This window comes from Streptomyces sp. NPDC059787 (genome assembly GCF_042732315.1).
GTDB lineage: Bacteria > Actinomycetota > Actinomycetes > Streptomycetales > Streptomycetaceae > Streptomyces > Streptomyces atrovirens.
Genome location: NZ_JBHWHX010000008.1, coordinates 159,661 through 178,682, shown reverse-complemented (window position 1 = coordinate 178,682; position 19,022 = coordinate 159,661). Strand labels below are relative to the sequence as shown.

17 protein-coding genes are annotated in these 19,022 nt (G+C 72.4%); 11 read left to right on the top strand and 6 right to left on the bottom strand.

Going from position 1 to position 19,022, the window contains the following annotated elements:
• Window positions 1-219: 219 nt before the first annotated feature.
• Window positions 220-1,776: a SagB family peptide dehydrogenase gene (locus ACFV5H_RS10380; RefSeq protein ID WP_385193974.1), complete on the bottom strand. Its 1,557-nt coding sequence runs from the start codon at window positions 1,774-1,776 to the stop codon at window positions 220-222.
• A gap of 244 nt (window positions 1,777-2,020) precedes the next feature.
• Here ACFV5H_RS10380 and ACFV5H_RS10375 point away from each other — a divergent pair, with 244 nt between their 5' ends.
• The 4 genes from ACFV5H_RS10375 to ACFV5H_RS10360 are packed head-to-tail and all read left to right on the top strand — an operon-like array spanning window position 2,021 to window position 7,275.
• On the top strand, window positions 2,021-3,496 hold the full coding sequence (locus ACFV5H_RS10375; protein WP_385193972.1) for a multicopper oxidase family protein: 1,476 nt from the start codon (window positions 2,021-2,023) through the stop codon (window positions 3,494-3,496).
• Window positions 3,497-3,543: 47 nt separating this feature from the next.
• The gene (locus ACFV5H_RS10370; RefSeq protein ID WP_385045945.1) at window positions 3,544-5,217 is read left to right on the top strand and encodes a class I adenylate-forming enzyme family protein; all 1,674 of its coding nucleotides are present in this window, start codon (window positions 3,544-3,546) and stop codon (window positions 5,215-5,217) included.
• Window positions 5,214-6,188 carry a 2-amino-3,7-dideoxy-D-threo-hept-6-ulosonate synthase gene (locus tag ACFV5H_RS10365; protein ID WP_385193969.1) on the top strand — a complete coding sequence of 325 codons (975 nt, stop codon included), beginning with the start codon at window positions 5,214-5,216 and terminating at the stop codon, window positions 6,186-6,188. The genes ACFV5H_RS10370 and ACFV5H_RS10365 overlap by 4 nt, the downstream gene beginning before the upstream one ends.
• A complete protein-coding gene (locus ACFV5H_RS10360; protein WP_385045939.1) occupies window positions 6,160-7,275 on the top strand; it encodes a 3-dehydroquinate synthase II family protein in 1,116 nt (371 codons plus the stop codon). The genes ACFV5H_RS10365 and ACFV5H_RS10360 overlap by 29 nt, the downstream gene beginning before the upstream one ends.
• A 113-nt stretch (window positions 7,276-7,388) precedes the next feature.
• Here the strand turns inward: ACFV5H_RS10360 and ACFV5H_RS10355 are convergent, their stop codons facing one another.
• Both ACFV5H_RS10355 and ACFV5H_RS10350 read right to left on the bottom strand, forming a co-directional pair.
• The gene (locus tag ACFV5H_RS10355; protein WP_385193967.1) at window positions 7,389-7,994 is read right to left on the bottom strand and encodes a response regulator transcription factor; all 606 of its coding nucleotides are present in this window, start codon (window positions 7,992-7,994) and stop codon (window positions 7,389-7,391) included.
• Between the two features lie 98 nt (window positions 7,995-8,092).
• The gene (locus ACFV5H_RS10350; RefSeq protein ID WP_385045933.1) at window positions 8,093-8,551 is read right to left on the bottom strand and encodes a hypothetical protein; all 459 of its coding nucleotides are present in this window, start codon (window positions 8,549-8,551) and stop codon (window positions 8,093-8,095) included.
• A 208-nt stretch (window positions 8,552-8,759) separates the two neighbouring features.
• Here ACFV5H_RS10350 and ACFV5H_RS10345 point away from each other — a divergent pair, with 208 nt between their 5' ends.
• Entirely contained in the window at window positions 8,760-9,746 is a 987-nt protein-coding gene (locus ACFV5H_RS10345; protein WP_385045931.1) for a LuxR C-terminal-related transcriptional regulator, read from the top strand.
• Window positions 9,747-9,780: 34 nt separating this feature from the next.
• On the opposite strand, the gene ACFV5H_RS10340 is transcribed toward ACFV5H_RS10345, so the two are convergent.
• Complete coding sequence (locus tag ACFV5H_RS10340; protein WP_385045928.1) at window positions 9,781-10,059, bottom strand: hypothetical protein; 279 nt, start codon at window positions 10,057-10,059, stop codon at window positions 9,781-9,783.
• A 230-nt stretch (window positions 10,060-10,289) separates the two neighbouring features.
• On the opposite strand from ACFV5H_RS10340, the gene miaB reads away from it, so the two are divergent.
• Together miaB and ACFV5H_RS10330 are read left to right on the top strand one after the other, a co-directional pair.
• Window positions 10,290-11,807, top strand: coding sequence for a tRNA (N6-isopentenyl adenosine(37)-C2)-methylthiotransferase MiaB (miaB, locus tag ACFV5H_RS10335; protein ID WP_344567085.1), 1,518 nt, complete (start codon window positions 10,290-10,292; stop codon window positions 11,805-11,807).
• A 187-nt stretch (window positions 11,808-11,994) separates the two neighbouring features.
• A complete protein-coding gene (locus ACFV5H_RS10330) occupies window positions 11,995-12,708 on the top strand; it encodes a class III extradiol dioxygenase subunit B-like domain-containing protein (RefSeq protein WP_385045925.1) in 714 nt (237 codons plus the stop codon).
• Between the two features lie 170 nt (window positions 12,709-12,878).
• Here ACFV5H_RS10330 and ACFV5H_RS10325 read toward each other — a convergent pair whose 3' ends face one another.
• On the bottom strand, window positions 12,879-13,151 hold the full coding sequence (locus ACFV5H_RS10325) for an antitoxin (protein ID WP_385045922.1): 273 nt from the start codon (window positions 13,149-13,151) through the stop codon (window positions 12,879-12,881).
• A 23-nt stretch (window positions 13,152-13,174) separates the two neighbouring features.
• Complete coding sequence (locus ACFV5H_RS10320) at window positions 13,175-13,444, bottom strand: hypothetical protein (RefSeq protein ID WP_385045919.1); 270 nt, start codon at window positions 13,442-13,444, stop codon at window positions 13,175-13,177.
• Between the two features lie 182 nt (window positions 13,445-13,626).
• Between ACFV5H_RS10320 and miaA the strand changes: the two genes are divergently transcribed.
• The 4 genes from miaA (at window position 13,627) to ACFV5H_RS10300 (ending at window position 18,681) form a co-directional block, all read left to right on the top strand.
• Window positions 13,627-14,565 carry a tRNA (adenosine(37)-N6)-dimethylallyltransferase MiaA gene (gene miaA, locus ACFV5H_RS10315; protein WP_385193964.1) on the top strand — a complete coding sequence of 313 codons (939 nt, stop codon included), beginning with the start codon at window positions 13,627-13,629 and terminating at the stop codon, window positions 14,563-14,565.
• A 107-nt stretch (window positions 14,566-14,672) separates the two neighbouring features.
• Window positions 14,673-15,179 (top strand): hypothetical protein, encoded by a 507-nt coding sequence (locus tag ACFV5H_RS10310; RefSeq protein ID WP_383459273.1) that lies wholly within the window; start codon window positions 14,673-14,675, stop codon window positions 15,177-15,179.
• A gap of 146 nt (window positions 15,180-15,325) precedes the next feature.
• Window positions 15,326-16,219, top strand: coding sequence for a diaminopimelate epimerase (gene dapF, locus ACFV5H_RS10305; protein WP_385045914.1), 894 nt, complete (start codon window positions 15,326-15,328; stop codon window positions 16,217-16,219).
• 299 nt (window positions 16,220-16,518) lie between these two features.
• Window positions 16,519-18,681 carry a RelA/SpoT family protein gene (locus ACFV5H_RS10300; protein ID WP_385045912.1) on the top strand — a complete coding sequence of 721 codons (2,163 nt, stop codon included), beginning with the start codon at window positions 16,519-16,521 and terminating at the stop codon, window positions 18,679-18,681.
• The last annotated feature ends 341 nt before the right edge of the window (window positions 18,682-19,022 follow it).

The window sequence follows — 19,022 nt, the reverse complement described above, 5'->3', positions numbered from 1 at the left end:
CGAACGCGGTGTCGGCGTCGTTCCTGATGTCCTTGGCGGTCATGTCATGGTCCTTTCGTCGAATCGGGATTTCCCTGAACGGAATTCCCGAGGAATCGTGCTCCGGGATGATTCCCGGCCGCCTTCCGGAATGTTTTTCCTTTTCCGTCCGGCTGTGACATCCATATTGCTCGGCCACTCACCCGTGCGCCACCCCCTGCGGGCGTCGGCTGACATTTATCACGGCCCGGATGACGTTTCCCCGGTGCCCGGCTTTTCGTCGGGGGCCACCGGAAGTGCCCATTCGGGGCTGTTCACCATGTGCCATTCCTCGCCCGGCTCGGCGGGCATCGCGGACCCGGGCGCCGGCGTGCCCAGCAGGAAGTCGCCGACCGAGGACTCCCGCAGGTAGTCCAGGCCCAGCACGCGGGCGGACAGATCGGCGTCGCCGTTGCCCAGCCCGCAGGGCGCCAGGCCCATCGCCGTCGCGACCAGGTACATGGTCTGGTAGAGCACACCGGTGTGCCGCAGCGTCGTCGCGTACGCCATCGCCCGGTACTTCCACGCCATGCGCTGGAACCGCGAGGTCACCGTGAAGAGCACATCGGGGCGCACGTCGAACCCGACGGACCGTGACGCCACGCCCAGCAGCGCCCGCCGGTCGTCCTCCGCCCCGCTGACGAGGACCAGGCGGTGCGCGTACGAGTCGTAGTGGTAGACGCCCGGTGCGAGTCCCTCGCAGCGCAGCACCGTGACGTACAGCTCCAGTTCGTGGAGCGAGCCCCCGGCCGGATAGGGCCGCGAGACCACCTCGTCCTCGCCGGGACCGGGCGTGTGGTGGACGCGCACCCGCTGCACCCGGTACAGGAACTCGCCCAGCTCGCGCGCCGTCAACGCCCGCTCACCGAAGACGCGGTGGGAGCGGCGGCCCTCGACGGCGGCGGTCAGGGACGGGTCACGGGCGTCGATGTCCGCACGCCGGGGGCGGTGCAGCTCCGTCACGGGGCCGTCCGGCGCCGGCTTCACGGCGGGCAGCGGGTCGATCTGGCCCCGGTACGGGTAGGCCGCGCCGAAGGTCTCGTCGAAGCGGCCGGACCGGACGCGCGAGTGGAACAGCAGGTCGTGGAAGTCCCACTGGCGCAGCACCGGCTCGGTGTCGGACGCGAAGGTGCCGTCCGGGGCGGCGAGTTCGACGAAGCCGGTGCCGACGAGATGGGCCAGGACCGTGAGCGTCTCCGCCTCGCTCAGCCCGGTGCCCTCACCGGCCCGGACCGCCGGCCCCGGCTGCCCCAGCGCGGCGGCGAGTTCACGGGCGGCCCGGTCGGCGAGCACGGCCCGGAACTTCACCAGCGGTGACTCCAGTACGAGCACGCCCCCGCGCGTACGGCAGAGGGCGAACCGCGACAGACGGACCCGCGCGTCGGCGGGCACGGCCGCCGTACGGTGCCGGGCGTCCCGGGCAGTCGGCTCCAGCCGCACCAACTCCCGCCGCAGCGGCGGCTCGTCGTGCGTGAGCACGCTGTACGCCAGCAGGTGGCCGGCCCGCGCCAGCGCGGCGTCGGCCCGCTCCCGCGCGGCGCCGCCGAACCCCTCGTACAGCTCCTCGTACGGCACCGGGCCCCCGGCCAGCCGGCGCAGTACGGTGCGCAGGCCGCCGCGCACCGGGCGCAGCACGAGTGAGCTCTCGGGGCCGCGCAGCACCGCCGTGTCCGCGGTGTCGTCGAACGTGATCCGCACGTCCGTACGCAGCGCGCGGGCCGCGAACTCGGGCGGTTTCTCCGTGGACACGGGAATCATCAGGGCCTCCGTCAGAGGGATTCGCTGGAAGAACTCGACGAAATCCACTCTGACGCCCGCTACAACCTCTCCGCCCCGGCCGGCCGCACCGCATGACAGTCACCATTCCCGTTCGTGACCGAGGTCATGGAATGCGTGACACATGACAGGGGCGGACCGTCTCCGCTCGGACAATCGACGCCCGGAGCGCATGCTCGGAACAGGAATTCAACGGCCACCGCCCCAACGACAGAAGGACATTCCCGTGCTCACTCGTCGACATGCGATACGTCTCGGTATGACCACCGGCGCCGTCGGGGCGGTCGGCGCGGCGGGCGGGCTGTTCAGGACGCTCACCGCGGACGGGCCGGCCACCGTCCCCGTCGCCGCGACGGCGGCCCCGGCGGCCGAACCGTTCGCGGTGCCGCTGACCGTGCCGCCGGTGCTGGCCCCGTACCGCAGAACCGGACACGCCGACTACTACCGGATCACCATGCGCCGCACGAGCGCCGAGATCCTGCCCGGCACCCGCACCGACGTCCTGACGTACAACGGCTCCTTCACCGGCCCCACCATCCGCGCCCGCACCGGCCGCAGGACGGTGGTCCGGCACGTCAACGCGCTGGACATGCCGACATCGGTGCACCTGCACGGCGGCAACAACCCGGTGGAGCACGACGGCGGCATGATGGACACGATCGCGCCGGGACGCAGGCGCACCTACGTGTACGAGAACCGGCAGCCCGGCGCCACCCTGTGGATGCACGACCACGCCCACCACATGGAGTCCGAGCACGTCTACCGGGGACTGTCCGGGCTGTACCTGCTGCGCGACCCCGACGAGGACCGGCTCGGGCTGCCCTCCGGGAAGTACGACATCCCCCTGGTCCTGCGCGACGCGGACTTCGACGACGCCGCCGCCATGGTCTACACGATGGACGACGCGCAGAACCGCACGACGATCCTGGTCAACGGCCGGCCCTGGCCGTACCTGGGGGTCGAGGCCCGCAAGTACCGCTTCCGGCTGGTCAACTCGTGCAACCTGCGCATCTTCGTCCTGGCCCTGTCGGACGGCTCGGCCACCCAGCACCCCGTCCAGCAGATCGGCACCGACGGCGGGCTGCTCGCCGCCCCCGCCGAGACACCGGTGCTGGTCCTGTCGCCCGGTGAACGCATCGACTTCGTCGTCGACTTCTCGAAGTACGCGCCCGGGACGCGACTCACCCTCGCCAACATGCTGGGCCCCGGCCCCACCGAACTCGTCGGCCAGGTCATGCGGTTCGACATCGGTGAGCGGACCCCCGACCGCAGCCGGGTCCCGGACGCCCTCGCCACGCTGCCGCCCCTGCCGAAGCCCACCGTCGAGCGCACCTTCGAACTGAACATGGACGAGCCGGGCACCGGAGGCCACCGGGCGTACATCAACGGCAGGACCTTCGACCCGGACCGCATCGACACCCACGTCGAGTGGGGCAGCACCGAGGTGTGGACGGTCACCAACAGGAGCGCCACCGTTCCGCACAATTTCCATACACACCTGGTGCAGTTCCGCATTCTCGAACGCGACGGGCAGCCGCCGTATCCGGCCGAGACCGGATGGAAGGACACCGTGCTGCTCTTTCCCGGACAGACGGCGAAACTCCAGCTCACCTTCGATTCGCACCGAGGTGTCTATCCGTATCACTGCCACATGATCGACCACAGCGCCATGGGAATGATGGCGCAGATGAAGATCGCCTGATCTCCCGAAGGAATTCCGATGAGTTCCGACAGAAAGAAAGGAGGACCATGACCACCACCGGAACCCTCGCACACCCCTACGCCCGCCGGCTGCTCGCCGCACTGGAACGCGACCCCACCCGGGTCGTCGTGCACCGGCCCGACGCGGCCGTGACGGCGGGGGAGCTGCGCGCGTCCCTCCTGGGCAGCGCCGCCCTGCTGCGCTCCCTGCGGGTCGGCCCCGGCACCACGGTGGCCATCCTGACCGGCCCCAACCACCCGCTGATGCTCAGCGCCCGCTACGCCGTGCACCTGCTCGGCGCGACCTCGGTGTACGTCCGCTCGATGAACCCGCGCACGGACACCGAGACCTTCTCCCTCGCCACCCAGACCGAACTGCTGCGGGACCTCGCGGTGCCGCTGCTGCTGGTGGACGAGGAGGACGAGGAGAGCGCGGCCCGCGGCAGATGGCTGGCCCGCCGCCGGCCCGGACTCACCGTGCGGGCGATCCCGCGCACGGCGGACGGGCCCGGCACCGCACCGCCGGCCGGGCCGCCCCGGCCCGACGACCTGGCCGTCGTCGACTTCACCAGCGGCAGCACCGGCCGGCCCAAGATGGTCGCGCAGCGCCACGGCACCCGCGAACACCTCGTCCGACGCCTCGCCGACGGACTCGACCCACGGGGCCCGGCCACACTGCTCTCCGTCACCCCGGTCAGCCACACGACCGCGCCGATGGCCGACGCCGTGCTGTGCGGAGGCGGCACGGTGGTGCTCCACGACGAGTTCGACGCCGACGCCACCCTGGCGGCCATCGCCGAACACCGGGTCACCGACGCCTACCTGGCCGTACCGCACCTGTACCGGCTGCTCGACCACCCGCTGGTCACCTCGTACGACCTGTCCTCGCTGCGCCGCATCACCTACAGCGGCACCCCGGCCGCCCCCGAACGGGTCCGCGACGCGGTACGGCTCTTCGGCGACGTACTGATCCAGGTGTACGGCACCACGGAGGCCGGCGGCATCAGCAGCCTCACCCCGCTGGACCACCGGGAGCCCGAACTGCTCGGCTCGGTCGGCCGGCCCTTCCCCTGGGTGCGGGTGGAGATCCGCGCGCCCGGCACCGGCACCCCGCTGGGGCGCGGGCAGAGCGGCGAGATCTGGATCGACTCGCCGACGGTGTCCGCCGGTTACCTGGACGACGCGGAGCTGACCGCCGGCACGTACCGCGACGGCTGGCTGCGCACCGGCGACCTCGGGCACTGGGACCCGTACGGCTATCTGCGGCTGGACGGACGGGTGGGCGACGTCATCAAGCACGGCGGCCTCAAGCTCGACCCGGCCGCCATCGAGGCCGCGCTGCTCCGGCACCCCCAGGTGCGCCAGGCCGCGGTGTTCGGCGTCCGGGACGAGGACCTCGTGGAGCAGGTGCACGCCGCCGTCGAACTGCACTCGGGCGCCGGGCACACCTCCTGCGACCTGCGGGGCTACGTCGCGGCGACGCTCACCCCGGAGCACGCCCCGGTCAGCGTCTCCGTCTGGCCCGAACTGCCGCTCACCCCGTCCGGCAAACCCGACCGGACCCGGCTGCGCGGTGCGACCGCACCGGTGCGCGCGGCACCCCCGCCCGCCGCCGGGACGCGCGGCACCGGCCCACCCGACCCCGGCGCCGAGGTGGACGGCCCGCCCGGACACCACGCCCGCCGGCGCACCGATCCGCGCAACAGAAAGGGCACCCCATGACCGGATTCGGGCATTTCGCCAGGTCACTGCGGCTGCGGCGGCTCTACCGCCACAGCACGGCCGGCCTGATGATCACCCCTCTCGACCACTCGATCAGCGACGGGCCCGTGGTGCCCCGCGGCACGACCCTCGACCAGCTCGCCGGACAGCTCGCCGCCGGCGGCGCGGACGCGGTCGTCGTGCACAAGGGCAGCGTCCGCCACATCAGCCCGGAGCGGTTCGCCGCGATGTCGCTGATCATCCATCTCAACGCGTCCACCAGCCGGGCGCACGACCCCGACGCCAAGTACGTGGTGACCGAGGTCGAGGAGGCGCTCCGGCTCGGCGCGGACGCGGTGAGCGTCCACGTCAACGTCGGCTCGGACGACGAACGGCAGCAGATCGGCGACCTCGGACGGATCGCCGACGCCTGCGACCGGTGGAACCTGCCGCTGCTCGCCATGGTGTACCCGCGCGGCCCGCGGGTCACCGACCCGCGCGACCCGCAACTGGTGGCGCACGCCGTCACCGTCGCCTCCGACCTGGGCGCGGACCTGGTCAAGACCGTCTTCCTCGGCTCGACCGCGGAGATGCTCGACCTGACCGCGGCCTGTCCGGTGCCGGTGCTGGTCGCGGGCGGTCCCGCGATGCCCATCGAGGAGGACGTCCTCGCCTATGTCCGCGACGCCCTGGCCGGCGGCGCGGGCGGGGTGGCGATGGGCCGCAACATCTTCCGGGCCGCCGATCCCCGGCGGCTCGCCGCCAAGGTGGCCCGACTGATCCACCACTTCCCGGAGCAGCACTTCGGCGCGGTCGCCTTCCCCGCCGGGGCCGGCGCCCACCGGGACGAACGGCTGACCCCCGACCACCTGGACGACCCGGCGCCCCCGGCGGCGTCCGGCGCCTTCCCCGAGAACACCCGCCACCTCTCCGACCTTTCACATCCGACAGGAGGTCCGCACCATGACGGACGCAAAACTGTGCTGGCTTGACATCCGCGGCGCCGGCAACGCCACCGAAGCCGTCCTCGAAGAGGCCCTGCACCAGCGCATCGACGGCATCGTCGCCGCCGACCCGGCCGCCTTCGCCGGCCTGCCGCCCACCGTCCGCAAGGTCCTGCTCTTCGAGGACGGCACCGACGCCGTCCCCGCCGACCTCGGCGCCGCCGACCTGGTGGTCGTGCCGGGCCCCCGGGAGGAGCGCGCCGCGCTCCAGGAGGCCCACCCGGACGTCGAGTTCGGGCGGTACGTGGAGATCGTCGACGCCGACACGCTCGAGGACGCCTGCCTCGCGGCACGGCTGGAACCGTGGAGCGTCCTCGACTTCCGCGACCCCACCAAGATCCCGCTCGAGATCGTGATCGCGGCGGCCACCGGCGCCCCCGGCTCCATCATCACCACCGCCTCCAACACCGAGGAGGCCGAGATCGTCTACGGCGTCCTCGAACTCGGCTCGGACGGCGTGCTGATGCGGGCCAACACGGTCGGTGACGCCACCGCGCTGCGCACCGCCGCCAGCGCCCGCGGCGGCGAGATCGACCTGGTGGAGCTGACCGTCACCCACACCACCCACATCGGCATGGGCGAACGGGCCTGCGTCGACACCACGACCCACTTCCGCAAGGACGAGGGCATCCTGGTCGGTTCGCACTCCAAGGGCATGGTGCTGTGCGTCAGCGAGACCCACCCGCTGCCGTACATGCCGACCCGCCCGTTCCGGGTCAACGCCGGCGCCCTGCACTCGTACACCGTCTCGCAGGGCGGACGCACCCACTACCTGAGCGAACTCCACGCCGGCAGCAAGGTGCTGGCCGTCGACACCAAGGGCCGCACCCGGCCGGTCAGCGTCGGCCGGGTCAAGATAGAGACCCGCCCGCTCATCTCCATCGACGCGGTGGCCCCGAGCGGACAGACCGTCAACCTGATCCTCCAGGACGACTGGCACGTACGGGTCCTCGGTCCGGACGCCGTGGTCCTCAACTCCACCGAACTCAAGCCGGGCGACACGATCCTCGGGCACCTGCCGACCGCCGACCGCCATGTCGGCTACCCGATCGACGAGTTCTGCCTGGAGAAGTGAGTCCCGCACGATCCCGTACACCCCTCGCGCCCGTGCCCGTACGGGCGTGACGAGCAGGCGCACCATCCCGCCCCGCCCCGGCACCCACCGTGCCGGGGCAGGCGCGCGTCCGCTCACAACAGCCCGTGTTCCCCGGCGATGCGCGCCGCGTCGAACCGGTTGCGCCCCCCGAGCTTCTTGATGGCCGCCGACGTCAGATTGCGTACCGTGCCCGCCGCCAGGTACAGCTCTCCCGCGATCTCCTTCACGGTCGCCCCGCCGGCCGTCAGCCGCAGCACGTCCACCTCCCGCACGCTCAGCATCGTCTCCCCGACCGCCACCGGCCGCAGCAGCGAGGGGTCGACGGTCAGACAGCCGCCCGCCACCCCCATCAGCGTCGTCACCAGCTGGGGCAGCCGGGCGTTCTTCGGTACGACACCGAGCGCGCCGGCCGCCACCGCCCGGTCCACCACCGACGGCGTGGCCGCCCCCACCATCAGCGCGACCCCGCACTTGGGGTGGTGACTGCGTACGTCGGTGGCGGTGCGCAGAGCCCTGCCGGCCATGGTGGACTCGCCGAGCAGCAGGACGGTGGGCCGGTGCCGCTCCACCGCCGGCAGCACGGCGTCGCACGACGTGGCCAGCCCGACCACCTCCAGTCCGTCGACGCCGTTGAGCGTCTCGGCGAAGGCCTCCAGGACGAGTTGGTGATCACCTGCGACGACTACCCGTATCGACATGCTGAACCCCCGTGCGGACGAACGGTGAGAAGGACTCGTGGAAACCAGGCCCCAGGGCCTGCGTGCCGTGTGTGGCGGACCGTCGGCCACTGGGACCGTCAATGACTCTCGTGCGAGCGGGCGAACCGTTCGATCAGCCGGTCCGCGACCGACTGCGCAGCCCGCTCGTGACCGGCGCCGTCGTGCTCCGGGTCGATCTCGATGTGCTCGGCCCCGGCCGGCAGGGCCGCCGCGACGACGGCCGAGACGGCGCGGAAGTCCCGGGCCAGGTCCCCGCTGCCGGGACCCGACGGGATCACCACGACGCACGCGGCCACCGGGCCGAGGTCGCCGGCGATCTGACGGGGCAGGGCGCGCAACGTCTCCGGCCGTGTGACGTCCACCTGGTAGGGAAGCGCGACCAGTCCGATATCGGCCAGTTCCTTGCAGAGGAACGCCGCGTTGGTGGCCGCGTCGTCGTCGCGTCCCGGATGACCCGCGCCGACCACCGCCACCGCCGCGCCCGCCGCGCTCAGCCGGGTGGCCACACTGCGGCCGACGCCGGTGGTCGCGTCCATGACGAGCACGACACAGCCGTTCAACGGAGGGACGACAAACGCGACTGTGTGCGACACCGGAACTCCTGAGCAGGTAGCGTGGCGAGAACGTGAAGGATCTACGGGGGATGCTTCGCCGGGCGTGCGGTGCCTCCCCCGTGCCGCGCCGCAGACGTCCGGCCCGGTGTGGCGCCCGGTCCGGACATGTGGTTCAAGGGGGAAACACCACGTGGAAGACGCATCTCCACTCGATCAGCGAACGCTTGCCGTCTACCGCGCGATCCTGTTCCACAAGGAACACGATCCGGCCAGACTCGCCGCCCTCCTCGGCATCGCCGCCGGAGAGGTGGAGGAGGCACTCGCCCAGCTGTCCGAGCTGTCCCTCCTCGCCCCGTCCCGGGACTCGCCCGGAGCGCTGCGCGCGGTGAACCCGTCGCTGGGCCTGAAGGTCCTGCTCCAGCGGGAACAGGACGAACTGGCCTACCGGCAGCAGCGCATCGAGCAGAACCGGGCCGCGCTGGCCGCGCTCGCCGCCGAGTACACGGCGTCGAGCCGGTCCGGTCCCGACGGCACCGAGGAGCTCGACGACGTCGACGACATCCGCATCCGCCTGGAGGCCCTGGCCGAGGGGTGCCGGCACGAGGCCCTGGCGTTCCACCCCGTGGGCGGACTCACCGCGGAGTCGATCGAGGCGGCCCGCCCGCTGAACGAACGGGCGCTCGCCCGCGGGGTCCGGTTCCGTTCGATCTACCTCGACAGCATCACCAACGACCGGGTGACCAGGGAACACGCCCAGTGGATGGCCGACCACGACAGCGAGATCCGTACGGCCCCGACCCTGCCGATGCGCCTGCTGATCGTCGACACCACCACCGCGGTGGTGGCGGGACTGCCCGGTCAGACGGGCCCCTCGGCGCTGCTGTTCAGCAACCCGCCCGTGGTGCTCGCCATGCGGGCGCTGTTCGAGGCGTACTGGGAGCACGCGACCCCGTTCCATCAGGAGTCCTCCGTCAAGGACGACGCCCACGGGCTCACCGCGCAGGAGCGCAAACTGCTCCAGCTCCTGGCCACGGGCCTCACCGACGAGGCGGTGGCGCGGACGCTCGGGATCGGGGTGCGCACGGAGCGGCGGATCATGGCCGAGCTGATGGACCGGCTCGGCGCCTCCAGCAGGTTCGAGGCGGGCGTGCAGGCGGCTCGCCGGCAGTGGATCTGAGACGCGGCGTCCGGCGCCCCGCCCGGCAGGGCGGTCACGGCCGGACCGGCGGGGCGGGCCAGGTGAAGTCGTCGGGCCGGTCGACGGGCGGGGCGGGCCAGGTGAAGTCGTCGGGCCGGTCGACGGGCGGGGCGGGCCAGGTGAAGTCGTCGGGCCGGTCGCCGAGCGGGGTGGGCCAGGTGAAGTCCTGGGTGGTGGCCATCGCCTCCCGCCCGGCCGCGCCGGCGGCCTGGGCGGGCACCGCCCAGGCGAGGGTCGCCAGGACGGCGGTGGTGAGGACGGTGGCCGCGGTACAACGGTTGGTACGGATCATGCTGGTCTCCATTCCATGCGTAAGCCAGTGCCGTTGCGACGGTGCGCATGGAGCCAGTGGTGCCTTCAGCTCCCCCGGGCCGGTCCGCGTTCCTCGTGCTTTCCGGCCGCTGCTAAGAGAGAACCATCACGCCACCCCCGCTGTCCGCATCCGGCCAGGCCAGGAAGCTGCCTGGCAGGGAGTTGCCCACGCGGCGGAGGCGGTCCGCGGCACCGCCTACCCTTAGGGGCATGAGCAGCATCGACCGGAGCCAGTCAGTGGGCGGCACGCGCACCTACGAAGTACGCACCTACGGGTGCCAGATGAACGTCCACGACTCCGAGCGATTGTCCGGGCTGCTGGAGGACGCGGGTTACGTCCGCGCCCCCGAGGGCTCCGACGGCGACGCGGACGTCGTCGTCTTCAACACCTGCGCCGTCCGGGAGAACGCCGACAACAAGCTGTACGGCAACCTCGGCCACCTCGCCCCGAAGAAGGCGAGCCGCCCCGGCATGCAGATCGCGGTCGGCGGCTGCCTCGCGCAGAAGGACCGCGACACCATCGTGAAGCGTGCCCCCTGGGTCGACGTCGTCTTCGGCACGCACAACATCGGCAAGCTGCCCGTCCTCCTGGAGCGCGCCCGCGTGCAGGAGGAGGCGCAGGTCGAGATCGCCGAGTCGCTGGAGGCGTTCCCCTCCACGCTGCCCACCCGGCGCGAGAGCGCCTACGCGGCCTGGGTGTCCATCTCCGTCGGCTGCAACAACACCTGCACCTTCTGCATCGTCCCGGCGCTGCGCGGCAAGGAGAAGGACCGCCGCCCCGGCGACATCCTCGCCGAGATCGAGGCCCTGGTCGCCGAGGGCGTCTCCGAGATCACCCTGCTCGGCCAGAACGTCAACGCGTACGGGTCCGACATCGGCGACCGCGAGGCGTTCAGCAAGCTGCTGCGGGCCTGCGGGAAGATCGACGGCCTGGAGCGCGTCCGCTTCACCTCGCCGCACCCGCGCGACTTCACCGACGACGTCATCGCCGCCATGGCCGAGACGCCGAACGTCATGCCGCAGCTCCACATGCCCCTGCAGTCCGGCTCCGACCCGGTGCTGAAGGCGATGCGCCGCTCCTACCGGCAGGAGCGCTACCTCGGGATCATCGAGAAGGTCCGCGCCGCCATCCCGCACGCGGCGATCAGCACCGACATCATCGTGGGCTTCCCCGGCGAGACCGAGGAGGACTTCGAGCAGACCCTGCACGTGGTGCGCGAGGCCCGCTTCGCGCAGGCGTTCACCTTCCAGTACTCCAAGCGGCCCGGCACCCCGGCCGCCGAGATGGACGGCCAGATCCCCAAGAAGGTCGTCCAGGAGCGCTACGAGCGTCTCGTCGCCCTCCAGGAGGAGATCTCCTGGGAGGAGAACAAGAAGCAGGTCGGACGCACCCTGGAGCTGATGGTCGCCGAGGGCGAGGGCCGCAAGGACGGCACCACCCACCGCCTCTCCGGCCGCGCCCCCGACAGCCGCCTGGTGCACTTCACCAAGCCGGAGCAGGAGGTGCGCCCCGGCGACGTGGTCACCGTCGAGATCACCTACGCCGCCCCGCACCACCTCCTCGCCGAGGGCGCGGTGCTCGATGTGCGCCGCACCCGCGCGGGGGACGCCTGGGAGAAGCGGAACACCGAGAAGGCGGCGCGGCCCGCGGGCGTGCTGCTCGGCCTGCCCAAGGTGGGTGTCCCCGAGCCGCTGCCGGCGGTCACCGGGGGCTGCGCCGTCGACTGACCGGACCGTGACGGGGGGACGCATGGTTCATCGGGTCGTCGTGGAGGAGCCGCACGACGCGCACCACCACGTACTACGTGGAGATCAAGGGCGGACCGGTCACCCACCGCCTGCGGTACGCGTCCGGAGCACGGACGGCCCGTGAGGCGGGGGCGCCGTTCCGGGCCGCCGCAGTAGGCTGTTGATCATGCTTGTCGCCGCCGCAGTCTGCCCGTGCCCGCCACTGCTCGTGCCGGAGGTCGCCACAGGGGCCGCCCCCGAACTGGACACCGCGCGGGCCGCGTGCACGGACGCGCTGGGCGTGCTCGCCGCCGCCCGGCCCGATCTGCTCGTGGTCGTCGGACCGGGGGACGGTGCCGGGCCCGAGACCTATCCGGAGGGCACCCCGGGATCCTTCCGGGGCTTCGGTGTCGGCCTGGACGTACGGCTGGGACAGGGCGAGGGCGCACCCGGGCGGGAACTCCCGTACGGGCTGGCCGTGGGTGCCTGGCTGCTGGACCGCACCGGATGGGCGGACGCCCCCGTGGAGGGACTGGCCGTGGGGGAGTCCCTCACGGCCGAGCGGTGCGCCGAGGCGGGGGAGGCCCTCGCCGGCCGGGCGGAGCGGGTCGCGCTGCTGGTGATGGGCGACGCCAGCGCCTGCCGCACACTGAAGGCACCCGGCTACCTCGACGAGCGCGCGGCCCCCTTCGACGCGGAACTCGCACGCGCACTGGGCACGGCCGACACCGGAGCGCTGCGAGCGCTGGACACCGAACTGGCCCACGAACTGAAGGTCTCCGGCCGGGCCCCCTGGCAGGTACTCGCCGGCGCGGCGACCGGAAACCCGAACCTGGAAGGCACGCTGCTCCACGAGGACGCCCCCTATGGAGTCGGCTACCTGGTGGCCACCTGGGTGTAGGCGGCCATCGCCGGGAGCCCGGACCCGGAAGGCGCGCTGCTCCAGGAGAGGGCTTCCTACGGGGTCGGCCGCCGCGTGGCTGCTCGGGTGGAGGCGGGCTGCCGCCAGGAGAACGCGGCGGACGGCCGGGAGCTCTCGGTGCGCTCCGCGGCCGTCCGCCGGTGTGCCGCTCAGGAAGTGGGCGGCGGCCCGGCCGGCGGCGTGGTCGTGCCGCCCGCGCCCGAGCCGGGGTCGTTCTTGTGCGCGAGTCGGTCCACGGCGCCCTTGGCCTTGCCCGTACCCGTCTGGATGCGGTCGCTGTACTTGCCCTTGGTCCGCTCGTCGACAGTCCGCGCTGCTTTGTCCAGGCCGTGCTGGATCCTGTCCTCGTGCTGGTGCGCGAGGTCGGAGACCTTGTCCTTGGCCGGGCCGAGTCTGGCCTTCAGATTGTCCAGGAGACCCATGATGTACCTTCCCTCGCGGCCGTCTACGTGCGGGCGCCCTCACCGGTCTCGCTGCCGGCCGCCTCGGCGGACTGCTGCTTGGGGATCTCGACGGTGTCGGTGCCGGTGACCTCGCCGGCCTCGTTCTCCGCCGGCCCGGTGGTCTCCGGCGCCTCGGCCGACCCCTTCGGCTCCGCGGCCCCGGCCGCGCTCTCCGCGTCGGCCCCGGCCGCCGCTTCGCCGGCCCGGACCTCGGCGGTCCGCGTCTCCTCCGTGGCCTTCGACCTCCGAAAAAGCCGTGCAAAAACGCCCATATCCACTCCATACGTTACTCGTGCGGGCGAAATCCCGCGTTGCCCGGTGCGTCCGTTCGTGTGACCCGGGCCGCCGCCCCTGTGATCCGGCGGCAGGAACCTCGCAACGGGCAACGACCCGGCGACCGTCGCGTCACGTAACCCGTTCGAGAGCCGGACGGGAGGTTTGCGAGACTGGATCAGTGAGCAGCGCACCCCTCGCCCCCCGCGTCATCGCCGTCGTCGGTCCCACCGCGGCCGGAAAGTCCGATCTGGGCGTATTCCTGGCCCGGCGGCTCGGCGGCGAAGTCGTCAACGCCGACTCCATGCAGCTCTACCGGGGGATGGACATCGGCACCGCCAAGCTGACGCCCGAGGAGCGCGGCGGCGTCCCGCACCACCTGCTCGACATCTGGGACGTCACCGTCACCGCGTCCGTCGCCGAGTACCAGCGGCTGGCCCGGGAGCGGATCGACGCGCTGCTCGCCGAGGGACGCTGGCCCGTCCTCGTCGGCGGTTCCGGCCTCTACGTCCGCGGCGCCGTCGACAACCTGGAGTTCCCCGGCACCGACCCCGAGGTCAGGGCCCGCCTGGAGGAGGAGCTCACGCTGCGCGGCCCGGGGGCGCTGCACGCGCGCCTCGCCGTGTCGGATCCGGAGGCCGCGCGGGCGATCCTGCCGAGCAACGGCCGCCGTATCGTCCGCGCGCTCGAGGTCATCGAGATCACCGGAAGACCCTTCACGGCCAACCTCCCCGGCCACGACTCGGTCTACGACACCCTCCAGATCGGCGTCGACGTGGCCCGCCCCGAGCTGGACGAGCGGATCGCCCGCCGGGTCGACCGGATGTGGGAGGCCGGCCTCGTGGAGGAAGTGCGCGCACTGGAGGCGCAGGGGTTGCGCCAGGGGCGTACGGCGTCGCGCGCGCTCGGCTACCAGCAGGTGCTCGCGGCGCTCGCCGGGGAGTGCACCCTCGAAGAGGCGCGGTCCGAGACCGTTCGTGCCACCAAGCGCTTCGCGCGCCGTCAGGATTCATGGTTCAGGCGCGATCCCCGGGTGCACTGGTTGAGTGGGGCCGCGGCGGACCTGACGGAACTTCCGCAGCTCGCGTTGTCGTTGGTCGAACGACCGGTTACAGCCTGATCACGTCCTGGCATCGGGACGCCCAGGCCGTCATCCGGGCCTGTGACGCCGTGCCATCATCGAGCTTCGATCGACCAGTGGAGTCCTAGTTGGGAGGGCGCGTGGCGATGGAGGCCGGCCCTCGCGACACCGCACACGGCACCGAACACCTCACCACCGAGCGGGGTGCCCCGGAGCAGGAGACGACCGACCGCCTCAGTCCGGACGGACCGGACGAGACGCAGGGCGGTGTGACCGACGACGGCCCCGAGCCGGACGAGATGTTCGCGGGCGGTGACGAGGTCGAGGTCGAGCTGCGCCCGCAGCGCCGGCTGCGCATCTGGCAGCTCGCGCCGATCGTCGGGCTGGCCGCGGTCGGCTCCCTGATGTTCGCCTTCCCGCTCGCCTTCGACTTCGGAGACAGCGGCGCCGTGATCGCCATGCTGGGGCTGCTGATCTGCTCCTGCGCGGCCGGCTGGGGCATGATGGCCGCCCGCAGGGTGGGCTCCACCTGGCCGGGCCTGCCGGCCCGGGGCTCCGGACGCAGACCCGACTGGCGGGTGGTGACCGCCTACGCCGTGATGGTCGCCGCGGTGGTGGCCCTGGCGGTCTGGCGGGTGGCCAGGCTCCGCTGAGAGCGCCCCGAAGGGGTGCGGGGCCGTATCGATGTGCGGCTCCGCCGCGTGGGCGCGGTCAACTCCCACCGGGCCCGCACGGGATCGACCAGCCGCCCCACCTCCCTCCGACGCCCCCCGACAGGGTGTTCTCGTACGATCGAGGAATGAGCACGCGGATCGCCTTCCTCAAGGGCCACGGCACGGAGAACGACTTCGTGATCGTCCCGGACCCCGAGAACGCCATCGACCTGTCCCCGGCCGCCGTCGCCGCCCTGTGCGACCGCCGCGCGGGCATCGGCGGCGACGGACTGCTGCACGTGGTGCGGTCCGCGGCCCACCCCGAGGCGCGGGCCATGGCCGCCGAGGCCGAGTGGTTCATGGACTACCGCAACGGCGACGGATCGATCGCGGAGATGTGCGGCAACGGAGTGCGGGTGTTCGCGCGCTACCTCCAGCGCGCCGGACACGTGTCCGCGGGAGACACCGCGATCGCCACGCGCGGGGGAGTGAAGACCGTACACATCGCCAAGACCGCGTCCGGCGGCGGCTCCGCCGCGGGTGACATCACGGTCGGAATGGGCCGGGCACTGCTCCCCGAGGGTGACGTCACCGTGACCGTCGGCGGGCGGAGCTGGCCCGCGCGGAACGTGAACATGGGCAACCCGCACGCCGTGGCCTTCGTGGACGACCTCGCCCACGCGGGCGACCTGTACACCCCGCCCCCCTTCAGCCCGGCCGCCGCCTACCCGGACGGCGTGAACGTGGAGTTCGTCGTCGACCGCGGCCCGCGGCACGTGGCGCTGCGGGTGCACGAGCGCGGCTCCGGCGAGACCCGCTCCTGCGGCACGGGCGCGTGCGCGGTCGCCGTGGCCACCGCCCGCCGCGACGGCGCCGACCCGAAGGTCACCGGCGCCCCCGCGACGTACACCGTCGATGTGCCCGGCGGCACCCTCGTGATCACCGAACGGCCCGACGGCGAGATCGAGATGACCGGTCCGGCGGTGATCGTCGCCGAGGGCGTGATCGAGCCCGAGTGGCTGGAGAACGCCCTGCGCTGACCGGAGCGCCGGCTCGGTATCGCAGCTTCCGTCCTGCCGGACGGAAACATCCGCAGGGCCGGAAGAGCACTCGCCTTCAAGATCATGGAGGACTCCGGCCCGATGGCGTGAAAAGGACCTCCGGTCGACCTTCCCTCGATGGGGTGATCCGTTTCACGCTCGGCCGGAGGCGGTCAGCCGGAGGGGGTCCGGCTCGGTAGCATCAAGCACCGGCCCGGACGGGGGGGCGAACGCCGTCTCCCGAGCCCGAGTCCGCCCTGGGGCACGCCGTCCGCCGGTCCACGCAGCCGGAGGTGCCCATGAACGCGGAGGCCGTGAACCCTGCGACCCCAGGCCCTGTGACATCTGGTCACGTCACACCCACGGGGTCGCGCAGGAAGTCCCGCCCCCGGCTCGACCTGCGCCGGCTGGGCCGTGCCGCGCTGCTCGGCCCCGCCGCCCGCGACCGGCTCCCCGACGCCATCGGACACGTGGTGGACGCCCACCGCGCCCACCATCCCGACGCCGATCTCGAACCCCTGCGCCGTGCCTACCTGTTGGCCGAGTCCTCCCATCGCGGCCAGATGCGCAAGAGCGGCGAGCCGTACATCACGCACCCGCTCGCGGTGACCCTGATCCTCGCCGAACTCGGTGCCGAGACCACGACGTTGACCGCCTCCCTGCTCCACGACACCGTCGAGGACACGGAGGTGACGCTGGATCAGGTGGGCGAGCAGTTCGGCGAGGAGGTCCGCTACCTCGTCGACGGCGTCACCAAGCTGGAGAAGGTCGACTACGGCGCCGCCGCCGAGCCCGAGACCTTCCGCAAGATGCTCGTCGCCACCGGCAACGACGTCCGTGTGATGTCGATCAAACTCGCCGACCGGCTGCACAACATGCGCACCCTCGGCGTGATGCGTCCCGAGAAACAGGAACGCATCGCCAAGGTGACACGTGACGTCCTGATCCCGCTCGCCGAACGGCTCGGCGTCCAGGCGCTCAAGACGGAACTGGAGGACCTGGTCTTCGCGATCCTCCACCCCGAGGAGTACGAGCACACACGCGAGTTGATCGTCCGCAACGCCGCCCGCGCGGACGACCCGCTCGCCGAAGTCGCCGACGACGTGCGCAAGGTGCTCCGCGAGGCCGACATCACCGCCGAAGTCCTCATCCGCCCGCGTCACTTCGTCTCCGTGCACCGCGTGTCCCGCAGACGCGGTGCACTGCGCGGCGCCGACTTCGGCCGTCTGCTGGTGCTGGTGAACGAGGACGCCGACTGCTACGGCGTCCTGGGCGAGCTGCACACCTGCATGACGCCCGTGGTCTCGGAGTTCAAGGACTTCATCGCCGTACCGAAGTTCAACCTGTACCAGTCGCTGCACACCGCAGTGGCCGGTACGGACGGACAGGTCGTCGAGGTCCTCATCCGCACCCACCAGATGCACAAGGTCGCCGAGGCCGGGGTCGTCGCCCTCGGCAACCCCTACGCCGCACCGCCGGAGGAGCAGTCCGCGAGCGACGGCGAACGCGTCGACCCCACCCGGCCCGGCTGGCTCTCCCGGCTGCTCGACTGGCAGCGGGCCGCGCCCGACCCCGACACCTTCTGGTCCACCCTGCGCGAGGACCTCGCCCAGGACCGTGAGATCACCGTGTTCCGCCCCGACGGGGGCACACTGGGCCTGCCCGAGGGGGCGACCTGTGTGGACGCCGCCTACGCGCAGTACGGCGAGGACGCCCACGCGTGCATCGGGGCCAGGGTCAACGGCCGGCTGGCGACACTGAGCACCGTCCTCAAGGACGGCGACACCGTTCAGTTGCTGATGGGGCAGGACGCGGCCTCCGAGCCCTCCAGGGAGTGGCTGGAGCACGCCCACACCCCCGCCGCGCGCATCGCCATCCAGCGGTGGCTGACCGCCCACCCCGCACAGGACGAGGCGTCCGGGGCCGTACCGGAGGAGGCCGCCCGGCCCCTCACCGACGACCCCGTCCCGTCACCGGCTCCGGACGCCCCGGCCCCCGGCCGTCCCACGGCCGCCCGGGTTCTGGCCGACCGGGCCGGCGCGACCGTACGGCTCGCCGGCTGCTGTACGCCCGTACCGCCCGACGAGGTGACCGGTTTCGCCGTGCGCGGGGGAGCGGTCACCGTGCACCGGGTCGAGTGCGCCGGGGTGGCGCGCATGAAGAGCGCGGGGCGCGCGGAGGTCGGCGTGCGCTGGGGGGAGGGCGCCGAGTGCCGGGTCACGCTGGTCGCGGAGTCCTTCGTCCGTCCGCATCTGCTCGCGGACCTCACCGAGGCCATGGCCCTCGAAGGCGCCGAGATCGTCTCCGCGACCGTCGAACCCCCGGACCGCCAGCAGGTGCGGCACACCTACACCGTGCAACTGCCGGACGCCGCCCACCTGCCCGTCCTCATGCGCGCGATGCGCAACGTGGCCGGTGTGTACGACGTGAGCCGGGCCCAGCGGCAGGCGCCGGGCGCCTGACCGAGGCGCGGGGCGTCCGAGCGGCGGTGTGATTACCCGATCGGGTGGGCCGAAAGCGCGCCGTCACCACAGCACACGCGCACGCTGATAGCCGTGGTGAATGCCGACCCCCCACGCTCCCGGCCCTCACGACCGGCCGCCCGCCGACCACGACCCCCGGCCCGAGACACCCCACAGCCACCCGCCCCAGGCCCGGACGACACCCAGCCACGTCCCGCACGGCCAGCCGCCCCCGAGCCACGGCCTCCGGCCCGAGACACCCCACAGCCACCCGCCCCAGGCCCGGACGACACCCAGCCACGTCCCGCACGGCCAGCCGCCCCCGAGCCACGGCCTCCGGC